Here is a 20,360-nt window from a genome sequence, read left to right on the forward strand (position 1 = left end):
TCCTTGCCCAGCATGAAGGTTGAATCAGATTTGCACGCCTAAGGGAATCCCAAGCCGATTCAGTCTCATTTCATCCCGCTCTAGACTCTTGCTTTGACGCAACTCCGGACGGAAAACCGCTTCACACTTTTCCTGGAATTGCTCAAACGCCAACCAGTTTCTTTTGCAGGAAGATGCGGCTGCGGCCGACAGGGAAATCGGCCAGCGAGCCGAAGGGCCGATAGCCCTGGCGCTGATAGACCTTGGCGGCGTTCGGATTGAAGGTATCGATCCAGGCATTGTTGCAGCCGCGCGCCACCGCTTCCTGTTCGGCCGCGTCCAGCATTGTGCCGGCCATGTGTCGGCCGCGCAGTTGCTCATCCACCCAGAGCCATTGCACATAAAGCCATCCCCAGGCGGTATAGCCAGAGATGCCGGCGACGACCGCGCTATCCTCGCCCCGCACGAACACGGCAAGCGCCTTCCTCTCAGACGCGCCGACATCGCCGTCATTGAACGCCGTCAACCTTTCGCCGAGAAAGGCGAGTTCCTCCGGCGAGGGATTTGCCGTCGTTTCAATGGTCGTGTTCATCGCTTATCCGAGACGGGTTGCGTATCGGTATCGCCGCCGTTGCGAAATTCGGAGGCGGCAATGCCGTAGCGCTTGAGCTTGTCGTAGAAGGTCTTGCGCGGCACGCCCAGAGCATCAATGGCGCCGCGCACGTCGCCGCCATGGTCGCGCAATGCGTCGCGGATGAGCTGTGCTTCGTATTGGCCGACCCGTTCGGGCAATGCTGCCGCAGGCTCCGGCGAATGCGCGGAGACCGCCCTCCTCTCATCTTCCGGACCGAGGCCGAGCGCAACACGGTCGGCAAAATGGGCAAGCTCGCGCACATTGCCTGGCCAGTCATGCGACTGGAGATGATCGCTGACCGCAGCGTTCATCTTCGCGATAGGCCGGCCGAACCGTTCTGCCGCCTTGCCGAGGAAATGCCCAAACAGCATCGGGATATCGCCGCGCCGTTCGCGCAGCGGCGGTATGCGCAGCGTCACCACGTTGAGGCGAAAATACAGATCCTCGCGAAAATCGCCGCGCTGGTCCGACCGCCCGAGATCGACCTTGGTCGCGGCGACGACCCTGAGATCGATGCGCCTGATGTCGTTCGAGCCAAGCGGCGTGAGGCTGCGCGTTTCGAGCACGCGCAGCAGCTTGACCTGGAGCGCCGGCGGCATGGATTCGATCTCGTCGAGAAACAGCGTACCGCCGCTGGAATGCTCGATGCTGCCGATCCGCCGCCGCTGCGCGCCGGTGAACGCGCCTGCCTCGTGGCCGAACAACTCGCTCTCTATGACCGTCTCCGGAAGTGCGCCGCAATTCAGCGCGACGAAGGGTTTTGAACGCCGCCGCCCCCACCTGTGCAGCAGGTCAGCCACCACTTCCTTGCCGGTTCCCGTTTCTCCCTCGACCAGCACGTCGACATCCATGTCGGCGATCTGGCGCAAGGTCTCGCGCAGCCGCTTGATAGCAGGAGCCTCGCCGATCAGTGGCAGGCCGTCAGTGGCGAGCGCCGCGGCTTCGCGCAGCCGCCGGTTCTCCATCACCAGTCGTCGCTTCTCCGCTGCCCGTTTCAGCGCCTCGACAAGGCGGTCGCCGGCAAAGGGTTTCGGGATGAAATCGTAGACACCATCCTTGAGCGCGGCCACTGCGAGATCGACGTCGCCATGGCCGGTGACCAGGATCACAGGTATGTCCGGGTCGATCGCCTTGATGCGATCGAACAGCTGCAGCCCGTTCATGCCCGGCATGCGGATGTCGCTGACCACCACGCCTTCAAAGGTCCTGTCGACAACGGCAAGCGCTGCCTCGGCGGCGTCGCGCGCGACCACAGTGAAGCCGGCAAGCTCGAGCAATTGCGTGGTGGCGTGAAGGAGGTCCGCATCGTCGTCGACGAGCGCCACCAACCCTGATCCCTCAATCATTCAATTCGCCTCAAGTCGACGGTAAAAGATGCGCCGGTGCCATTGCTGGGATCGAGCCGCAGCGTGCCGCCCAATTCCTGGGCAATCTCCTGCGAGATCACCAGCCCGAGACCAAGCCCCTTCTCCTTGGTGGTCTGGAACGGCATGAACAGATTGCCGGCTGCTTCCGGGCCGAGACCTGGGCCATTGTCGCGCACCGAAATCAGCACCCTGTCGTCGTGCTCGGCGAGTTGGATCTCGATGCGGGGATCAGACTGGTCCTTCATCGCGTCGAGCGCATTCTGCAAAAGGTTGACGAGTATCTGCTCCAGCCGGATGCGGCTGGCCAGGACCACCGGCGAGGCATTGCCGCGCGGCTTGACGATGGTCACGCCGGAATCACGGATGCGGCCCGACAGCAGCGACAGCGCGCCATCAATTGCCTCGCGCACCAGCAGCGGCGAAGCGGCAACCCCGGGTCGACGGGCGAAAGTGCGCAAGGTGCCGGTGATCGCGCCGATGCGCTCGGTCATCGACACGATCGACGTCAGATTGCCGCTGGCCGGTTCGGTTTTGCCGGTTTCGAGAAAGCGGCCCGCATTCTCGGCATAGGTGCGGATAGCGGCGACCGGCTGGTTGATCTCGTGCGCCACGCCGGCGGCGATTTGGCCGAGGATGGAAAGCCGGTTGGCCTGGGCGAGGTCGTCGCGCAGCCGGCGCACCTTGGCTTCGGCATTCTCGCGCTCGGCGATTTCACCGGCAAGTGCGGTGTTGGAGCGGGTCAGCTCGGCCGTTCGCGTGCTGACTCGGCTCTCCAGCTCGGCATTCATACGCGCCAGCGCCTCCTGCCTCAGCCTGCGCGTTCGCCGGCGCCGGGTCAGCACGTAGGCAAGCAAGCCCATCAGCAGAAGCCCAAGCAGCGTGGTCAGGCGCGCCGTGTTGGCGGCCGATGAAAGAGCAGCGTCGGCGGGAGTGAGCAGCCAGAGACGCCAGCCAGGAACAGCACCAGGCAAATCCTGCACCACCTCGACGAACTGGCGCGGTTTTCCCGCGTTGTCGATCGTCGCCAGGCCGTCACCCGCGCCGCGCCGGATCGGCAGCGGCTCGAAGCCTGCATCGGCCAACTGGAGCTGCTCGTGGGCTGCGGCGGTGTCCTCGGCCGACAGTGGTGCCAGCGCACGGAACCGCCAGTCGGGCTGGCTGGTAGCCAGTACCACGCCGCGTTCATCAGTGATGAACACAAGCAAACCGCTGGAACGCCAATTGGCTTCGACGCCGTCGAGTTCGACCTTCAGCACCGCAACGCCAAGCGGCTTGCCGCCATCGTCGACGCGGCTGGCAAGGTACAGCCCCGGTCTGCCGCTGATTGTGCCGAGGCCATATTGGCTGGCAGCACCCTTGCTCATCGCTTCCTGGAAATAGTGCCGAAAATTGTAATCGATGCCGACAAAGCTCGCCGGTTCGTCGGCATTGCTGGCTGATATGGCGATGCCTGCCGTATCGATGATGTAGATGGCGGATGCCGAGGCATCGCCGGCAATCGACTTGAGCTTGTCGTTGAGGGCCTTTTCTTTCATTTTTCCGGCCCGGCGCAGAGCGCCGCGCACCGCATCGTCTCTGGCCAACACCAGTGGAACCAGGCGCTGCTTTTCGATTTCGCCGGTCAGGGTTCCCGCCGCCAGCGGCAGTGCGGCGAGTGCCGTCTCGCGCAGATTATCGGCCGCCTGGCCGGAGGCGATGCGCCCGGCAATGGCGATCGCGCCGGCCAGAAAGGCAAGAGCGACGACCACGGCAACCCAGCGGCCATCGCGCAGCCGCGCCACCGCCTCGCGCAGCAATTCACGGCCGGCAAATCCAGGGAATCCGCTATCGGTGTCTGCTTGCGGCGTCTGCCCTCTCCCCTTTGCTCGCGGCTTTCGGCCAGTGTAATGCGAAAATCCGCCCAGGCAAACACTGCCTGTGCGGAAATCCGCACAGGCTTTGCCCGCATGACGTCAGACAAAGGCGGAAATCCCGTGGTTCCGGCCTTTCCGCGAACTGGCACAACGCTTGCAAAACTCCCTGGCAGCGGCGTGCGACCGGAGCGCCGCGATGGGAGAAGTCACGCAGGGCGCTCCGCCCCATCCGGCCAGGGAGAGTTCGATGCACATCGCAGACCAATCAGGCGCGCTTGCCGCGCAGCGCAAGCCTTTCTATGCCCAACTCTACGTGCAGGTGCTCGTCGCGATCACCGTCGGCATCCTGCTCGGCCATTTCTATCCGTCGGTCGGCGAGAGCATGAAGCCGCTCGGCGACGCCTTTATCAAGCTGGTCAAGATGATCATCGCCCCGGTCATTTTCCTGACCGTGACGACGGGCATTGCCGGCATGAGCGACCTGCAGAAGGTCGGACGTGTCGCCGGCAAGGCGATGCTCTATTTTCTCACCTTTTCCACGCTGGCTCTGATCATCGGCCTTGTCGTCGCCAATGTCGTGCAGCCGGGCGCCGGCTTCAACATCGACCCGGCGACGCTCGACGCCTCGACCATCAGCACTTACGCCGCCAAGGCGCACGACCAGTCGGTCACCGGCTTCCTGATGAACATCATCCCGTCGACCATCGTCGGCGCCTTCGCCGATGGCGACATCCTGCAGGTGCTGTTCTTCTCGGTGCTGTTCGGCATCGCGCTGGCGTTGGTCGGCGACAAGGGCACGCCCGTGCTCAATTTCCTGCAGGCGCTGACGACACCGATCTTCAAGCTGGTCAGCGTGCTGATGAAGGCAGCTCCCATCGGCGCCTTCGGCGCCATGGCCTTCACCATCGGCAAATACGGCATCGGCGCGGTCATCAACCTCGCCATGCTGGTCGGCACCTTCTACGTGACGTCGTTCCTGTTCGTGTTCGTCGTGCTTGGCGCGGTCTGCCGCTACAACGGGTTCTCCATCCTGTCGCTGATCCGCTACATCAAGGAAGAGCTGCTTTTGGTGCTGGGCACCTCCTCGTCGGAAGCCGCCCTGCCCTCGCTGATGGAAAAGATGGAGAAGGCCGGCGCCAAGCGCTCGGTGGTCGGGCTGGTCATTCCGACCGGCTATTCCTTCAACCTCGACGGCACCAACATCTACATGACGCTGGCGGCGCTGTTCATCGCGCAGGCGACGAACATCCATTTGTCGATCGGTGACCAGATCCTGCTGCTGCTGGTTGCCATGCTGTCGTCCAAGGGTGCGGCCGGCATCACCGGGGCAGGCTTCATCACCCTTGCCGCCACGCTGTCGGTGGTTCCGGCGGTGCCGGTCGCCGGCATGGCGCTGATCCTCGGCGTCGACCGCTTCATGTCGGAGTGCCGGGCCCTGACCAACTTCGTCGGCAATGCCGTCGCCACGCTGGTGGTGGCGCGCTGGGAAGGCGAACTCGACGAGGCCAAGCTGGCGAGAGCGCTGGCGGGCACGGCCGATGACAGCCTGCCTGCGGACGTCGTTCCCGCCGAGTAATCACGTGCGGGTCAATGCATAAAGGGCCGGAGGCGTGCTGCCTCCGGCCTTTGTCATGCAGGTCGCAACGTCAGACGGTGCCGGTCTTGGTCAGCGGCGTGTCCGGATATGTGCTTGGACCGACAGGCCTGCGGGCTACCAAAGTGCCGACGTCATCGAACAGGACGAGGCTGGCGGCACCGACCAGCCCGGCATGGCGGCCGAGCTGGGCCTGCACCACCGGCACGTCGCGATAGGCGCGCATGGCGCGTTGCCGGATGGTCGCCTCGATGGTCGGCGCCATCAGGTCGAGCCCATTGGCAATGCCGCCGCCGACGACCAGCACATCGGGCGAATAAAGATGCAAGAGGTTGGTGAAGCCAACGCCCAGCCAGCGCGCTTCTTCCTCCAGCAAGGCTGAGGCAAGACCGTCCTGCAGCCGTGCCGCCTCGACGACATGGCGGCCGGTCACCTCCACGTCGCCTGAGAGGCGCCGCAAGGCCGAACCGTCTCCGGCTGCCGTGGCGGCGCTGGCGCGGCGGCCAAGTGCCGTTCCCGAGGCGATGGCCTCAAAGCAGCCAACGACACCGCATACGCAGCGCTCGCCTTCATTGGTGATGGTCATGTGACCGATCTCGGCGGCAAGGCCACGGCGGCCATGCAGGATGCGCCCGTCGACGACGACACCGCCGCCGATGCCGGTGGAAACCGTGACGAAGACCAGTGAGCGCGCGCCGTGACCGGCACCGAAACGCCATTCGCCGAGCGCCGCGGCATTGGCGTCGTTCTCCAGCCGCACCGGCAGGCCGAGCCGCCGCTCGAGGATGTCGGCAAGCGGCACGTCCAGCCAGCCGGCGAGTGTCGGCGGGCCGACGGCGATGCCGGCCAGCGGATCGAGCGGTCCCGGCGCACCGACGCCGACGCCGACGATCGAGAGTGCCGGCGCCTCGGCGTGGACTGTCGCCGCCAACGCCTCGATCTGGCCGATCACCACATCGGGACCGGCCTGCGCCTGCGTCGGCACCGCCGCGAATGCCAGGATCTTGCCGTCGCGGTCGACCAGGGCGACACGAAGCTCCGTCCCGCCAAGATCGATCGCAAGGGCGGCTTGTATTGTCATGCCGCGACCTTCAATCCGTGCAGCCAGCCGATGCGGCCGGCGAGATCCTTGTCGCCAAAGGCGAGGGAACCGAGAACCACGGTTTCGGCACCGGCGGCACGCAGCGACGGCACGGTCTCGTGGCGGATGCCGCCATCGGCCGCCAGAAACACGTGCGCCTCACGGCCGGCCTTTCTCAGGATGGCGCGGGCAGCGCCCAGCCTGTCGCAGGCCTTGTCCGACAGGCTCTGTCCCTTCACGCCGATTGCGGTTCCTAGAAGCGTCACGAAGGCGACTTCCGGGGCAAAGGCCGTCACCGCTTCCACAGGCGTCTCCAGCCTGAGTACGACGCCGGCCTCGGCGCCGAGCTCCCGCGCCAGCCGAACGGCGCGCAATCCGGCTTCGCCATTCTCGGCATGGACGCTGATCATGTCGGCGCCGGCTTCGGTAAACTGGCGCGTCTGCACCTCGACGATTGCTTCATCGACCATCAGGTGGACATGGATGGGTTTCGCCGTCAGCCCGGCGATGCGGGCGACGAGATCGGGGAAGAACAGGAAGGACGGTGCGAAATGACCGTCCGCCACATCGATATGATGAAGATCGACATAGGGCTCGATGCGCTTCAAGTCGTTTTCGAAGTTGGCGAGGTTGGCCGACCAGAGCGAGAATTCGGCGATCATCCGGTCGCGTGGCAATGCGGCGATGGCGGCCGGGCCGGAGAGAGGTTTCGAGATCATGATTGGTCCTGGTTGTTGAAACGATCTTTGAGGAAGCTGCCGATGGCGGCGCGGATTTCGGCGAAATGGCGCTCCTTGTCGGTGGCCTTCGGCGTCACCTCCGCAAAGGCAGCGTTGGGGACGGCATCGGCAAGGCTGCGGGCGGTGGCCAGCGGATGGACGAGATCGATGCCGCTGCCGATGACGAGCGTGGGCGCTTTGAAGCCAGCGGCTTCGGCCCGTGTCACGCCAGGCCCATCGTCTGCGATCGCTTGCATCATCTCGGCAAAGACGGCCGCGTTGTCGCGCGCGAAAAAGCCGAGCAAGGAAGCAAGATTGTCCGGTGCCTCGGTACGAAAGCGGGCGGCAGTCGCGGACGCCGCGAAGATATCGCGCGCTTCATCCAGTGGGCGGCTGCGGATGAGCTCCGCCACTTCCAAGTAAGGCCGCATGTTTTGCGGCGCCGCATCGAAAACCCATGCCGGGCGCACAAGGACGAGACCGGTGACCCGATCCGGGTGGCGGGCGGCAAGTCGCAAGGCGATGGCTGCGCCCATCGAGATGCCGCCGGCGACGAAACGCTCGAGGCCGGCCGCATCGGCGGCGGCCAGCACGTCATCGGCGAACATCGCGATCGAAAAGGGCCTTGTCGTACCGGTGCCGGAACCGCCCTGCGATCGGCATTCGACGGTCAGCCGGCGGTATGACGGGCTGTCGGGATAGTTCTGCGCGACCTGCGCTGCGTCACCGCCGAGGCCATGCTGGAAGACGACGGGAAGTCTGCCCTGCCCCGTGTCGAAGACACGAAGCGCTGCATCGTCGCGAAGCAGGATCGTCGGGGCGACGCGCATCAGAGGAGCCCTCGCAGGAAGGCGGCGACGCCGGGGGCTTCGTCGGCGGACAGTCCGTGGGTGACGAGCGATCCGCCGAAGCCGACTGCCTTCAGCCGCGCGACGAAATCCGGAAAATCGACGACGCCGTGCCCAGCGGTGGTAAAGCGGCCGTCGCCGTGGCGGTCCTTGGCGTGCGCCATGGCGATGTGGCCGGCGGCCTCGTCGATCGCGGCGGCAACGATGGCGCGCGCCTCGCCGGGCGTGGCGTGTTCGAACAGGTTCGCCGGATCGAGCACGATCTTCAGATGCTTCGATGCCATTTCGGCGATCAGCCTGGTCGCGTCCATGGCAGAGGTGACGATGTTGGCCTGCTCGGGCTCGATGCCGAGATCGACACCGGCACCTTCGGCCAGCGACAGCGCCTTCGCCGTCTCGGCGGCCATGTCGGACCAGGCGGCCGGATCGGCATTGTCGGGATGATACGCCCACTGATCGGCGGCGTTGCGCGAGCCGGTGCAGAGCGTGACCAGCGGGATGTCGAGGGCAGCAGCAGCCTCGATGACGACGGCGAGACGCCGAAGGCCATCGTGGCGCACGGCCTTGTCGGGATGCGCCATGTTGTAGGTGCCCGATAGTGCTGCAAGTGAAACGCCGCTCGATTGCGCCGCAGTGCGGATGGCCGCAATGGCCTCCGCAGGCACGGCATCCGGCATTGACGGCAGGCCGGCGCAAGCAAGATTGAACTGCGTCGTCTCATAGCCCGCCTGCCGAACGGCCGCGAGGACTGCGGCCGGCTCGGTACCCGCAAAGGTTTTGGCGAAAATGCCGAGACGCATCAGACCGCCCCCGAAACGGAGGCGAGTTCGACCCGCTCACCTGATACCACCGAGCGCGCAATGGCGACCATGGCGCGGATCGAGGCAATGCCGTCCTCGACATTGGCGCCGCGCATCGGCGCACCGTTCAGCACCGTGTCGGCAAGACCTTCCAACTGGCGGCGGAAGAAATGGCCATCGGCGCCGAGCGGCTTGTGGGCCGTGGCGGTCTTCTCGTGAAATATCTCCACCTCGCTGGCGCGGAAGTACCAGGGGTTGAATGTCCTGGCGATAACGGAGCCGTTCTCGCCATAGAGCTGAAAACCTTCGTGCCAGTCCATGCGCACGGCAACCGTCAGGTCGAGATGGCCGAGCGCGCCGCTGGCGAACTCGGTTTCGACGAACCAGCAATAGGCGCCGAATTTCTCATTGAGGCGGGCGCGCACGGCGACGATATCGCCGCACAGGAAACGCGCCGTGTCGACGAGATGCGAGCCATGGGCCAGCATGAAGTATTGCCTGAGATCGGCCTTGGGATTTCCCGCTGGCTTCTTCGCGAGCTTGCTGGTGACCGGCAGCGGCTGCACCGCATCGGTGTTGGTGTAGCGATGGGTGGAATCGCAGTACCAGGCCTTCAGCGCAAGCACTTCGCCGATCTCGTCGCGAACGAAGTCGCGCGCCGCCTCCAGCGCCGGGTCGAAGCGCTTCATGTGTCCGACTTGCAGCACTTTGCCGGAGCGCCTCACCGCCTCGGCCAGTGCCTCGCCTTCCTCGACCGAGGTGCCGATCGGCTTTTCGCACAGAACATGCTTGCCGGCGTTGAGCGCCCTGATCGACATCGGCACGTGATAGGCGTCCGAGGTGGCGACGATCACCGCTTCCAACTCGGGATCGGCGAGCATTGCCTCATAGTCGGAATACATCTTCTGCGGCTCGTAGGTGGCGCCCATGCGGGCGAGCAGGTCGGGTGCGGCGTCGCAGATGGCGTAGAGGTCGGCATTGGCGGCCTTCACGCAGGATTGCAGATGCGCGAACTGCGCGATGGGGCCGCAGCCGAGCACGCCGACCCTGAGGCGTCTGTCCTGTTTCTTGATCATCGTCTCGTTCTTCAGGCGCCGTAGCTGCGCATTGTCTGGCGGTTGGTCTTGACCGCGCCGGCGGGATCGGCGGCGGCCGTTTCGGATTCTTCCTCCAGCACCAGCCAGCCGTTGAAGCGCGGTGCGGTGCCGGCGATCTCGATGACCGCAGGCGTGTCGCAGACGCCCTTGCCAAGCATGGCCCAGGTACCGTTGGCATCGACGTCCTTCAGGTGGATGTAGCGGATGCGGTCGCGGTGGGTGCGCAGCGTGTCGGCCATGTCCTTGTGGCCGCGCAGGATATGGCCGGTATCCGGCACCCAACCGACCAGATCGGGATCGAGCAAGGCAAAGATCGTGTCGTAGTCGGGGCGGTCGAACAGCAGCGTGTTGTGGTGGGAGCTCGGATGCACGGCGACCTGGACCCCGGCCTTGCGTCCGAGTTCGCCGGCTTTGTTGTAAACCTCGGCGGCGATGGCGAATTTGTCGTCGCGCGGACCGTCGGAGACCACCGTCGCAGAGCCCATCGACACGAGCGCGCCAGGGAAGGCGGCGGCGAAGTCGATCCAGCGTTTGGCGGTCTCGAGATCGGCGCCGATCTTCTCCTTCAGCGTGAAACCGCTCTTCGAGCCGAAGGCGAAGGAAACCAGCGTCAGGCCGGACGCCTTCAGCGCGGTGGCGAACTCCGACGGCCGGTCGGCGTAGCGGCCGATCATGGTGTCGGTGATCTCGATGCCCGAGTAGCCGCCATTGGCGATGGCCTTCAGGAGATCGTCGGGACCGCTGGTAAAACGGTCGCCGAGCATTTCCCAGGTAAAGGTCTGGCAGCCGACTTTGAGGTCTTTCACGTTCATCCTTTCAATCCTTGATACCGCTTATTACTTGCTGCCACTCTGCGTCGCCGTCGGATGGACATCCTACTTGACCGAGCCCGCGGTCATGCCGGCGAGGAAGTATCTCTGGGCAACGAGGTAGATGAGCAAAAGCGGTAGCGAGCCGAGCACGCTCATCGCCATCATCTGGTTCCATTCGAAGGCATGCTGCCCCATCAACAGCTGGATGCCGATCGGGACAGTGCGCATGGACGTCGACTTCGTCAGTGTCAGCGCAAAGAGAAATTCGTTCCAGCACAACAGGAAGGTGTAGACCGACGTCGCCACGATGCCAGGCAGTGAAATCGGGACGATCACCCGCCAAAGCGCTGTCCAACTGGTGCCGCCATCGACGGCTACGGCTTCATCGAGATCGCGGGGCAAGGTGTTCAGATACCCCGTCATCAGCAGGATCGCGTAGGGCAGCGTAAACACCAGATAAGTCAGGATCAGTGCGACATAGGTGTCGAAGATGCCGTATGAGACGACGAGCCCGAAGAAGGGGATCAAAAGTGTGATCGGCGGAATCGTCTGCGTGCTGATGATGATTGTGTTGAGGCTGCCCTTGCCGCGGAAGTTGAAGCGGCTGAACCCGTAGGCCGCCAGCAGGGCGATCAGCACCGTCAGCACAGTCACCGCTCCCGCCACGAAATAGCTGTTGAAGAAGAAGCGCAGCTTTACCGGGTCGCCAAGGATGGCTGCATACGCTTCCAGCGTAAACGCCTTTGGCAGGATGGTTGGTGGCAGGGCAAAGATTTCGGTATTCGATTTGAACGAGCTGCTCAGCATCCAGTAGATCGGGAATGCCGCGAAAAAGAGCCCCGCTGCAAGCGCTACATGGAGCGCGACGGTGATCAGCCTGTCTTTCGGCGTATGCCTTTTCCTCATGATGACTACCGAGCCTTTTGATAGCGAATATAGAACAGCGTCAGGCCGAGAGAGATCAACAAGATGACCACAGCGCTCGCCGAAGCCTGCGACAGGTTGTAGCTCGAAAACGCCAGCTTGTAGGTGTAGGTGCTGAGGACCTCGGTCGAGTAGATCGGGCCACCGCCCGTCGTTATCCAGATTAACGGGAAGACCTGCATGGTCCAGATGAAGTCGAGCAGCGAGATGCTGATGATGATCGGCATCAGCTGCGGGATGGTGATGAAGATCAGCTTTTGGTAGGCTTTCGCCCCGTCGATATCGGCGGCCTCGTAGAAATCCTTGGGAATGCCCTGCAAACCCGCGAGCAGGCTGACCATGAAGAGCGGATAGCCCGCCCAGATATTGGCGAAGGTGACGGCGTGCAGCGCGGTCTCAGGCGAGGAAAACCATTCGACCTTGGAACCGATGATGCCGATTTGCATGAGAATGCTGTTCACGACACCGTTCGGCTCAAGCAGCAGGCGCCAGATCACGGCGATAATCACCGCGGTGAACAGCCAGGGCAATATGTAGAGCACGCGCAGAATATTGCGCAGCGTCGGATTGATGCGGTCGCTGTTCAGCATGAGCGCGAAAACCATGCCGATGGTCATGTGGAAAATGACACTCATGCATGTGAAGTAGAGCGTGTGCCACAGCGAAGCCCAGAACACGGGGTCGTCGAAGATCGCCTGGTAGTGTTTCAGTCCGGCAAAGGATGGGTCACGACGCAGCACCGCGCTGTTCTGGAACGAGTAGCCAATCACCGTCACCATCGGCAGCAGCATCAGAAGCCCGATTATGAGCAGCGAGGGCGACAGATAGAGGTAGGGTGCGACCGCTCGTTTAAGCTTATGGTGGGAGCGCTTTTGCCGGGTCATGTGCCAACCTTGGGATACGCCTTCAAGAGAAGGTAAGCTTCAAAAACAGGTCCACTCAAATTGCCGATCCGTTGTTGCCGGGTGGCCTGCCCGAAGTCAGGCCACCCGGTCGAAGACAGCAAACGGGAACAGGCCGATCAGAATTTCGCCATCCAGTCCTTCTGAGCGGCGGCTGCGGCTTGTTCCGGAGATTGCTCGCCGGCAAGCATCTTTTGAGCTTGCACGTCGAACTGGGTCATCAGGTCTTCTGCCACCGGCAGGCCCGTAAACTCATTGGCGAGATAACCGGTCTTGAAGATTTCAAAAGCCTTGCCGAAAGCCTTGTCCGAGGTCACGAAATCGGGCTTGGCGTTGACATTGCCCGGGAAGGCGTTTGCAAGCGACACGAGCTTGGCGTTCACCTTTTCACTCATCACATATTGGACGAGTTTCCAGGCCTCTTCCTGATGTTTCGAGGCAGCAGAGATGCCGATGCCCCAGGAGGCATAGGGAAGGCCCCGCTTGCCGGTATAGTTTTCCACGACCGGGACCGGGATGAGGTCGAAGTTCAGCTTGGGATTGCGCTTGCGGATGAGGTTCACATGCGCGAGCGAGTCGATCATCATCCCGACGCGGTTGTTGACGAACTCCTCGACCTTTTCCTGCTCGGTCTTGGTGGCGATTCCGGGCGAGATGGTGCCGGCGTCGTTGAGAGATTTGACGAAGGTGAGCATGTCCACCACCGATTTGCCCTCAAGGTCCGGCTTGCCGTTGGCCATCATCGACTGACCCGAAGCCCAAACCCACGACATCATGTCGTTCTGGACGCCGGATGGCGTTTGCAGAGAGAGGGGCAGCACCCAGCCATACTGGTTCTTGTCGGCGATCGTCATTTTCTTGGCGGCTTCGAGAAACTCCGCACGGGTCGACGGCAGCTTGGTCACGCCTGCCTGGGCAGCAAGGTCCAAATTCACGAAGACCGGATAGACGAAGGAAGCCACGGGAAACATCACCGCCTTGCCGTCCACCTTGATGATGTCCGCGACCTGGCTCTTGTCGAAAGCGCTCGCATCCATCATCGGATTCATGTCGGCGAGTGCGCTCTGCGCATTCAGATTGTTCACCCAGGCACCGTCGAGACCGACGACGTCGCTGAGCGTTCCGGTTGCAGCACCAACCGAGATCTGGTCTCGCGTGGTCGCGTAGGGGCCGCTGACCAGCGTCACTTTGATTCCGGGATTTGCGGCCTCGAAGTCATCCATGATTGCCCTGAGCGAGCCAGCCGGCAATTCGGGCTCCCACCATTGGGTGAATTCCAGCGTCGTATCCGCCATGGCGCCGGTTGCGCCAAGCAACCATGCGGCTGCGGCTATTTTCAGCATCGCGGGTTTTATACGAAACGTCATCTTCTCCTCCTTCTTTATATTCGACCGCACAATGCGGCCGATCGTCTGGTTATTCACAAGTCTTCTTATGCAGGTGCCTCACCCTCACCCGCGGGTCTTATCGCTGATATTCAGATTGCCAGATGCGTCCCGGGATCGAAGAAATGGAGCTTGGTATCATCCAGGGCCAAGCTGATTTCCGAGCCGGAGCGGACTGTGCTGACCGGTTCGAATTTCGCCACCGCATTCGACGCCAGGCCGAAATCCTGCACCGCGTCGGGGTCGCCGGAGTCCACCCGGACCGCGTCGATGTTGAGATGGACGATTTGTTCGGATCCAAGTTCTTCGATCGAGGTCACCTTTGCCGGTATCGTCTGATACTTGCGGCCGGATTCGAGGCTGCTGTCATAGAGATCCTCCGGTCGTATCCCGAACACGACCTTGCGCCCCGCATACGACCTCAAGCCCGGCCTGCGCACGAAGGCTGCATCCTGCAGCCGGATGGTTAAGGCACCGGACATCAGTTCGTCGCCCGTCAGGGTCGCCTCGAAAAGGTTCATCGAAGGAGACCCGATGAAGCCGGCAACGAAGGCGTTCACCGGGGATTCATAGAGCCTCTTGGGTGTATCGACCTGCTGCAACACGCCGCCTTTCAACACCGCGACCCTGTCGCCCATCGTCATGGCTTCGGTTTGGTCGTGGGTCACATATATGGTCGTTACGCCGAGCTGCTTTTGCAGACGGGTAATTTCGGCGCGCATTTGAACACGCAGTTTCGCGTCCAGATTGGAAAGGGGTTCGTCCATGAGAAAGGCTGCCGGCTCGCGCACCATGGCGCGGCCCATGGCAACCCTTTGACGCTGTCCGCCTGAAAGGTTCGCGGGTTTGCTGTCCAGCAGAGACGTCAGTTGAAGGGTTTTGGCGATCTCGTCCACGCGCTTTTTGCGCTCGGCCTTCGGCTTGCCTGCCAGCCGCATCGAAAAGCCGATGTTTTCGAACACCGTCATATGCGGGTAGAGGGCGTAGCTCTGGAAGACCATCGCGATGTCGCGGTCCTTGGGCGGCATGTCGACGACGTCGACACCGGCGATCCGAAGGCTGCCGCTGGTGACGTCCTCCAACCCCGCGATCATCCGCAGCGCGGTGGATTTGCCACAGCCGGACGGCCCGACGAGAATCAAGAACTCACCGTCCTTGACCGACAGGTTCAATTGGTCGATTGCGTGAAAATTGTTCCCGTATGTCTTGCAGATATTTTCAAGAACGACTTCTGCCATATTCCTCCCTCCACAAGTCTAAGCCACTGATTTTTATGATTGTCCTCGGCTTACGTTCACCTGCGAATTTTTCCTCGGATGGTTCGGCTATGTTCCGGTATCAAGCCGCGCATATTTCAGTTCGACTGCCGACGGAGCGTTCGTCGATGCCAGGAGTTCCCTGACCTGGGCGTCGGTCGGAAGCGCCTCGCGCCCGCCCCGCCCCGTTATCGAAAGGGCCGCCGCCGCGGCCGCGAACGCGACCCGGCCTGCGGTATCGGCCCCGCGCGTCAATGCAAGGGCATAGGCGCCATGAAAGCAGTCACCGGCGCCGGTCGAGTCGACGACGGCAACCCGGTGCGGAGGCAGGTGCCAGAGCCCTGTCTGGTCGCGTCCGCGATAGAAGACGCCCCTGCCGCCATCCGTCAGAACCACGGCGGACCGCGACGGCAACCACAATGCGTCGAGTATCTCGGCCGGCGACCGGCGGCCGGTGGCGGTCCGCGCAAAGCCGAGCGGAAGAATGAGATGGTCGCAGAGCCCGATCAGTCTCTCGGTGGCCGGCCCGTGGCTCCATTCGACATCGCCGAGGATCGCAAGGCCGAGATCGCGAGCCCGGGCCACGACATCCAGCGACCCGATCCCGTAACTGTCGACGATCAGGACGGTCGCGCGGCTGAGAACCTCGTCCGGAAAGTCCGGCGCGGTGCCCAGCATCGCTTCGTCGTCATACGCGATGAATCGCTCGCCATCCGAACCGACGGTGATCCGCGAGCGCACCGGGCGCGCGTGCGGGTGGCGCGGCGCGAACGCGGTTTCAACGCCGCACGCAACGAGATCGCACAACACGGCGTCGTCGGCGGCACTGCCCAGCCATCCGACGAACCCGGCGCTTCCGCCGAGCCGCGCGACGGCGGCAAGTGCCGTTGCGACATTTCCTCCGAAAGCTCGGGCACTTTGCAGAACCTTCCCCTTGCCCGCCGACAACGGCTGATCGACATAGACGATGTCGTCGATCGCAATAGCTCCGAAGCCGAGGATTGAAGGGACGGTAGGCATCGTTCAGGCACCCGCCTTCGCCAGGGCGTCTTGGGCCGAAAGGCCGTCATGGATGACGCCCCGAAAGGCGATCGCTGCCTTTTCCGGATCGCCGTGCCCCCAGAGATTGCGGCCCACCACGGCACCACGTGCGCCGGCACGGATGGCGTCCGCCGTCTGCTGAAGGGCGCCGAGCAGCGTGTCGGTCTTCGGACCGCCGGCGATCACAACCGGCACCGGGCAGGTCCGAACGGTCTCTCGAAACGACTCGAAATCGCCAGTGTAACCGATCTTGATCACGTCGACGCCGGACTCGTAGCCGATGCGTGCCGCATAGGCGATCTCGTCGGGGGTGAAGACGATTTTTGCCCCGTCGGTGAAATCGCGAGGGTAGATATGCGCCACCACCGGCATGCCATAACGGGCCGCCGCATTCACCGAATCGGTCAGCCAGCGAATGTATTTGCCCTCGGTCGCGCCGCGCACCGGAATGGCCACGGCCAACGCATCGGCGCCAGCGCGCACCGCATCCTCGGGCGTTGCAATCAGTTCACTGATGCGATCGTCCGGGGTGAAGCAGCCGGCCTGGATCACCAGGCAAGCCTTGCCCGCGTATTGCGGCCACAGATGGCGCGCGGTGCCAGGCTGGATGCTGACGTAGTCGGGTTTGCCCACCATGACGCGTGCAAGCGCGCCCGGCAGGTCGGCAAGACCTCCTTTGCGCACGTCGCCATAGCCGACAAAGTGGTCGACCGCGCCGCCAAAAAGATTCCCCGATGGATGTGAGAAGAGGCGCGCCAGGCGCACCTTGGTTCCGAGGCTCATGAGTCCAAAACTCTCCAATCGATTGATTTCAAAATCCTGCACCCAATGTTTGCGAAAGAAAAGGCAAATGCAATCTTTCGAAAGCTTTCGAATTCGCATATTTTTGGTAGAGTGAACCGAGGCCAGGGGGATTGCTTGGCGGATGGAGGCAAGGACAGGGCAATGTTGTCAGAGCAGAGACGCCAATCGATCCTGGGTGAAGTGCAACGCAGCGGACAGGTTCGCATCAAGGACCTGTCAGACGATTTTGGCGTGTCGGAAGTCACCGTGCGCTCCGACCTCGAGATACTGGATCGCAAGGGACTGCTGACCAAGACCCGCGGAGGCGCGGTGACCCGGACCACGGATTCGACCACGGCCGCGTTCGCCCGGCGGATGCAAACGAATCTCGATGCAAAGAAACGCATCGCCCGGGCAGCGATAGAACTGTTCGAGGACAGCCAATCGGTCATCTTCGACGGCGGCTCGACATTGATGCAGGTTGCCATGCTGTTACCGCCGCTCAGCAATGTCGTGGTCGCGGCCACGGCGATGAATATCGTGCAGCATCTGATGCATCGGCCCGGGCTCGACGTTCACATGATCGGCGGCCGGGTCTATCCAGACACGGTGAGCACACTGATCACCGATGCCGACACGGCTCTCGGCGGCTTGGTAGCGCATCAGGTCTTTGTTGGAGCGCATGCGATTGACTCGTCACTGGATGTGGTCGACGTGAACGAAGACATGGCGCGAACGAAGCGAAACCTCGTGCGCATGGCCCGGCGCGTTGTCCTCCTTGCGGATTCGAGCAAATGGGGCGTCAGCGGGACCTCAAAGGCCTTTTCGCTGTCGAGCGTCGATGTCGTGATCACGGACGATGGCCTGTCCGGCGCGATACGCAGCCAGCTTGATAGGACCGGGGCCAAGGTGATCTATGCCTGACTCCATCGCGGTCCCTGGCCACGACGGAAATACCCAATGCGCGCATGGCCCACGGGATTCGCATCGGCGGTCGGCCGTTTTTTCATGTCGGTCATTTTCTCCTCCCAGGGCTGGCAGCCTTCCGATATCGCGCCAGCATTTTCGCATGTTGGATAAAAATTTTACGCGCGTCAATATTTAAAATGTTGTATAGCCCTTTGCGAAAGCGATCCGTTGCCGGCTGGGCGAATCAGGCGGAGCATGGCGCATCGGGAGGTACGATCGAAAATGCACGGGATACCAATGACGAAACTCGGGATCGGCGTCATCGGATGCGGCAATATCTCGATGACCTATCTGCGCAATGCCGCCCTCTTCGGCGGCATCGAATTGCGCGCCTGCGCCGATATCTCGGCCGACATGGCGGCGCTGCGGGCGAAGGAATATGGCATACGGGCACTCGGCGTCGATGCACTGCTGGCCGACCCCGAGATCGATCTTGTCCTCAACCTGACCATTCCGGCGGCGCATTTCGATATTTCGTTTGCCGCGCTTTCGGCCGGCAAGCACGTCTTCACCGAAAAGCCGCTCGCCACCTCGGCCGCCGATGGACAGCGCCTGGTCAATGAGGCGCGGTCGCGCGGCCTGCTGCTCGGCTCGGCGCCCGACACGTTCCTCGGTGCGGCCGGGCGCCGTGCGCGCCGGTTGATGGACCAGGGCGCCATTGGCCGTCCGGTCACCGGCACCGCCTTCATGATGGGCCGCGGCATGGAGCACTGGCACCCCAACCCGCAATTCTACTACCAGCCAGGCGGTGGCCCGGTGTTCGACATGGGTCCGTACTATCTGACCATGCTGGTCAATCTGCTCGGCCCGGTCGAGCGCGTCATGGCAATGGCGACACGCGGCCAGGAAGAAAGGCTGATCACCGCCGAAGGGCCATTCAAGAACACCACATTCAAGGTCGGCACGCCGACCAATGTGCTGTCGCTGCTCGAGTTCCGCTCCGGCGCGACCGTCACCTTCGGCGCCTCGTGGGACGTCTTTCGCCACTCCAACCATCTGATCGAACTGCACGGCACGGAGGGCTCGCTGCGCCTGCCCGACCCCGACACGTTCGGCGGCACGGTGTCGCTGTCGGAACGCGGCACCGACTGGCAGGATTTCGCCAGCGAGGGCGAGCTCTACGGCGCCCGCAACTGGCCTTACGCGGCACCCGATCGCGCCAATTACCGCATGCTCGGCGTCGCCGATCTGGTGCGCTCGCTTCAAACCGGCAACACCCCACGGGCCTCCGGCAGCCTTGCGCTGCATGTGCTGGAGGTCATGGAGGCTATCCTGCGCTCCGGTGAAACACAGGGATCAGTCGCCATCGCGGGCGATGTCGTGCAGCCGGCCCTGCTGACCGAGGAAGAGGCGAGCAGCCTGCTGGCCTGAGGGTATGATCATGACGCTCGATCCGGATGCGCTGCGCGTCCTCGAAATTGGTCGTGCAGCCGGCGGCGAGCCATTCGAGACCGGCAGCGTGGCGGCAGCGCGAACTGCCTACAACGCCTCGTTCCCGGCGCTACAGGGTGAGCACGAGCCGGTCGCTGCGACCCAAGAACGGCAGATCGACGGGCCGAATGGGCCTATTGCGCTCCGCATCCATCGCGGCATCGGCGCACCGCAAAGCGGGGCGCCGGCGCTGCTCTATTTGCATGGCGGCGGCTGGGTCATCGGCAACCTCGATTCGCATGACGAGATCTGTCGCCTGATGGCCAATCTCGGCAACGCCGTCATTGTCTGTCCTGACTATCGCCTGGCGCCGGACCATAAATTTCCCGCCGGGCTCGAGGATTGTCTGGCAACTCTTCGTTTCCTGGCCGAGAACGCCGCCGATCTCGGCATCGACATCAGACGCATCGGTGTGGCCGGCGACAGTGCCGGCGGCAACCTCGCCGCTGTGCTGGCGCTGCTCGCCCGCGATGGGCTGGCGCCAGCCCTTGCCGCGCAGATCCTGATCTACCCCAACACCGACGCGCGGCAGAAGGCCGACAGCTACCGGCGTTTCGGCGACGGCTTCGGGCTGACAGCGACCACCATGGCCTGGTTCCGCGACCATTATGTACGAACGCCCGACGAAATGCTGGACTGGCGCGTCTCGCCCTTGCTGGCGCCCGATCTTGCCGGCGTCGCGCCGGCATTCGTCGCGCTGGCCGGCTGCGACATCCTCGCCGACGAAGGAGCAGCCTATGCGGCGCGCCTGCAAGCCTCGGGCGTGCCTGTGACCCTGCGGCAGTGGCCGGGCCAGATCCATGGCTTCGTCTCGATGGGGCGCCATATTCCCGCTGCCCGGCAGGCGGTGGCGGCCTGGCGCCAGTTCGAGAAAAGCTGACGCCG

At 63.2% G+C, this 20,360-nt stretch carries 19 protein-coding genes; 4 read left to right on the forward strand and 15 right to left on the reverse strand.

All coding sequences use genetic code 11. The features are described 5' to 3' along the window. Nucleotides 1–142: 142 nt before the first annotated feature. From NKH52_RS16485 to NKH52_RS16495, 3 genes are read right to left on the reverse strand one after another with little or no spacing between them, the layout of a single operon-like run. Nucleotides 143–571: a GNAT family N-acetyltransferase gene (locus NKH52_RS16485; RefSeq protein ID WP_352731296.1), complete on the reverse strand. Its 429-nt coding sequence runs from the start codon at nt 569–571 to the stop codon at nt 143–145. Further along, nucleotides 568–1,959, reverse strand: a complete 1,392-nt coding sequence (locus NKH52_RS16490; protein WP_352731299.1) for a sigma-54-dependent transcriptional regulator — start codon at nt 1,957–1,959, stop codon at nt 568–570. Before NKH52_RS16490 ends, NKH52_RS16485 begins: the two co-directional genes overlap by 4 nt. Continuing rightward, nucleotides 1,956–3,776 carry a sensor histidine kinase gene (locus NKH52_RS16495; protein WP_352731301.1) on the reverse strand — a complete coding sequence of 607 codons (1,821 nt, stop codon included), beginning with the start codon at nt 3,774–3,776 and terminating at the stop codon, nt 1,956–1,958. Before NKH52_RS16495 ends, NKH52_RS16490 begins: the two co-directional genes overlap by 4 nt. A gap of 304 nt (nt 3,777–4,080) precedes the next feature. On the opposite strand from NKH52_RS16495, the gene NKH52_RS16500 reads away from it, so the two are divergent. After that, nucleotides 4,081–5,409, forward strand: a complete 1,329-nt coding sequence (locus NKH52_RS16500) for a dicarboxylate/amino acid:cation symporter (protein ID WP_352731302.1) — start codon at nt 4,081–4,083, stop codon at nt 5,407–5,409. Nucleotides 5,410–5,479: 70 nt separating this feature from the next. On the opposite strand, the gene NKH52_RS16505 is transcribed toward NKH52_RS16500, so the two are convergent. From NKH52_RS16505 to NKH52_RS16560, 12 genes are all read right to left on the reverse strand, one after another. Beyond that, complete coding sequence (locus NKH52_RS16505; protein WP_352731305.1) at nt 5,480–6,508, reverse strand: ROK family protein; 1,029 nt, start codon at nt 6,506–6,508, stop codon at nt 5,480–5,482. Beyond that, nucleotides 6,505–7,227 carry a ribulose-phosphate 3-epimerase gene (locus tag NKH52_RS16510; protein WP_352731308.1) on the reverse strand — a complete coding sequence of 241 codons (723 nt, stop codon included), beginning with the start codon at nt 7,225–7,227 and terminating at the stop codon, nt 6,505–6,507. Before NKH52_RS16510 ends, NKH52_RS16505 begins: the two co-directional genes overlap by 4 nt. After that, complete coding sequence (locus NKH52_RS16515; protein WP_352731310.1) at nt 7,224–8,057, reverse strand: alpha/beta fold hydrolase; 834 nt, start codon at nt 8,055–8,057, stop codon at nt 7,224–7,226. The genes NKH52_RS16510 and NKH52_RS16515 overlap by 4 nt, the downstream gene beginning before the upstream one ends. Beyond that, complete coding sequence (locus tag NKH52_RS16520) at nt 8,057–8,875, reverse strand: sugar phosphate isomerase/epimerase family protein (RefSeq protein WP_352731313.1); 819 nt, start codon at nt 8,873–8,875, stop codon at nt 8,057–8,059. The genes NKH52_RS16515 and NKH52_RS16520 overlap by 1 nt, the downstream gene beginning before the upstream one ends. Further along, nucleotides 8,875–9,951: a Gfo/Idh/MocA family protein gene (locus NKH52_RS16525; RefSeq protein WP_352731315.1), complete on the reverse strand. Its 1,077-nt coding sequence runs from the start codon at nt 9,949–9,951 to the stop codon at nt 8,875–8,877. Before NKH52_RS16525 ends, NKH52_RS16520 begins: the two co-directional genes overlap by 1 nt. Before the next feature lie 11 nt (nt 9,952–9,962). After that, entirely contained in the window at nt 9,963–10,784 is an 822-nt protein-coding gene (locus NKH52_RS16530) for a sugar phosphate isomerase/epimerase family protein (RefSeq protein ID WP_352731318.1), read from the reverse strand. Between the two features lie 63 nt (nt 10,785–10,847). Next, nucleotides 10,848–11,690 carry a carbohydrate ABC transporter permease gene (locus NKH52_RS16535; RefSeq protein WP_023808790.1) on the reverse strand — a complete coding sequence of 281 codons (843 nt, stop codon included), beginning with the start codon at nt 11,688–11,690 and terminating at the stop codon, nt 10,848–10,850. Nucleotides 11,691–11,695: 5 nt separating this feature from the next. After that, nucleotides 11,696–12,592, reverse strand: a complete 897-nt coding sequence (locus NKH52_RS16540; protein ID WP_127291130.1) for a carbohydrate ABC transporter permease — start codon at nt 12,590–12,592, stop codon at nt 11,696–11,698. 137 nt (nt 12,593–12,729) lie between these two features. Next, a complete protein-coding gene (locus tag NKH52_RS16545) occupies nt 12,730–13,977 on the reverse strand; it encodes an ABC transporter substrate-binding protein (RefSeq protein WP_352731320.1) in 1,248 nt (415 codons plus the stop codon). Between the two features lie 110 nt (nt 13,978–14,087). Continuing rightward, nucleotides 14,088–15,233 (reverse strand): ABC transporter ATP-binding protein, encoded by a 1,146-nt coding sequence (locus NKH52_RS16550; RefSeq protein ID WP_352731323.1) that lies wholly within the window; start codon nt 15,231–15,233, stop codon nt 14,088–14,090. 87 nt (nt 15,234–15,320) lie between these two features. After that, nucleotides 15,321–16,271: a PfkB family carbohydrate kinase gene (locus NKH52_RS16555; protein WP_352731326.1), complete on the reverse strand. Its 951-nt coding sequence runs from the start codon at nt 16,269–16,271 to the stop codon at nt 15,321–15,323. Between the two features lie 3 nt (nt 16,272–16,274). Then, nucleotides 16,275–17,075, reverse strand: coding sequence for a beta/alpha barrel domain-containing protein (locus NKH52_RS16560; protein ID WP_127255183.1), 801 nt, complete (start codon nt 17,073–17,075; stop codon nt 16,275–16,277). Between the two features lie 162 nt (nt 17,076–17,237). Between NKH52_RS16560 and NKH52_RS16565 the strand changes: the two genes are divergently transcribed. From NKH52_RS16565 to NKH52_RS16575, 3 genes are all read left to right on the forward strand, one after another. Beyond that, a complete protein-coding gene (locus NKH52_RS16565) occupies nt 17,238–17,999 on the forward strand; it encodes a DeoR/GlpR family DNA-binding transcription regulator (protein ID WP_352731328.1) in 762 nt (253 codons plus the stop codon). 267 nt (nt 18,000–18,266) lie between these two features. Further along, the gene (locus tag NKH52_RS16570; RefSeq protein ID WP_352731331.1) at nt 18,267–19,415 is read left to right on the forward strand and encodes a Gfo/Idh/MocA family protein; all 1,149 of its coding nucleotides are present in this window, start codon (nt 18,267–18,269) and stop codon (nt 19,413–19,415) included. 10 nt (nt 19,416–19,425) lie between these two features. Beyond that, complete coding sequence (locus NKH52_RS16575) at nt 19,426–20,355, forward strand: alpha/beta hydrolase (protein WP_352731332.1); 930 nt, start codon at nt 19,426–19,428, stop codon at nt 20,353–20,355. The last annotated feature ends 5 nt before the right edge of the window (nt 20,356–20,360 follow it).

This window comes from Mesorhizobium sp. M1066 (genome assembly GCF_040318635.1).
Taxonomy (GTDB): Bacteria; Pseudomonadota; Alphaproteobacteria; order Rhizobiales; family Rhizobiaceae; genus Mesorhizobium.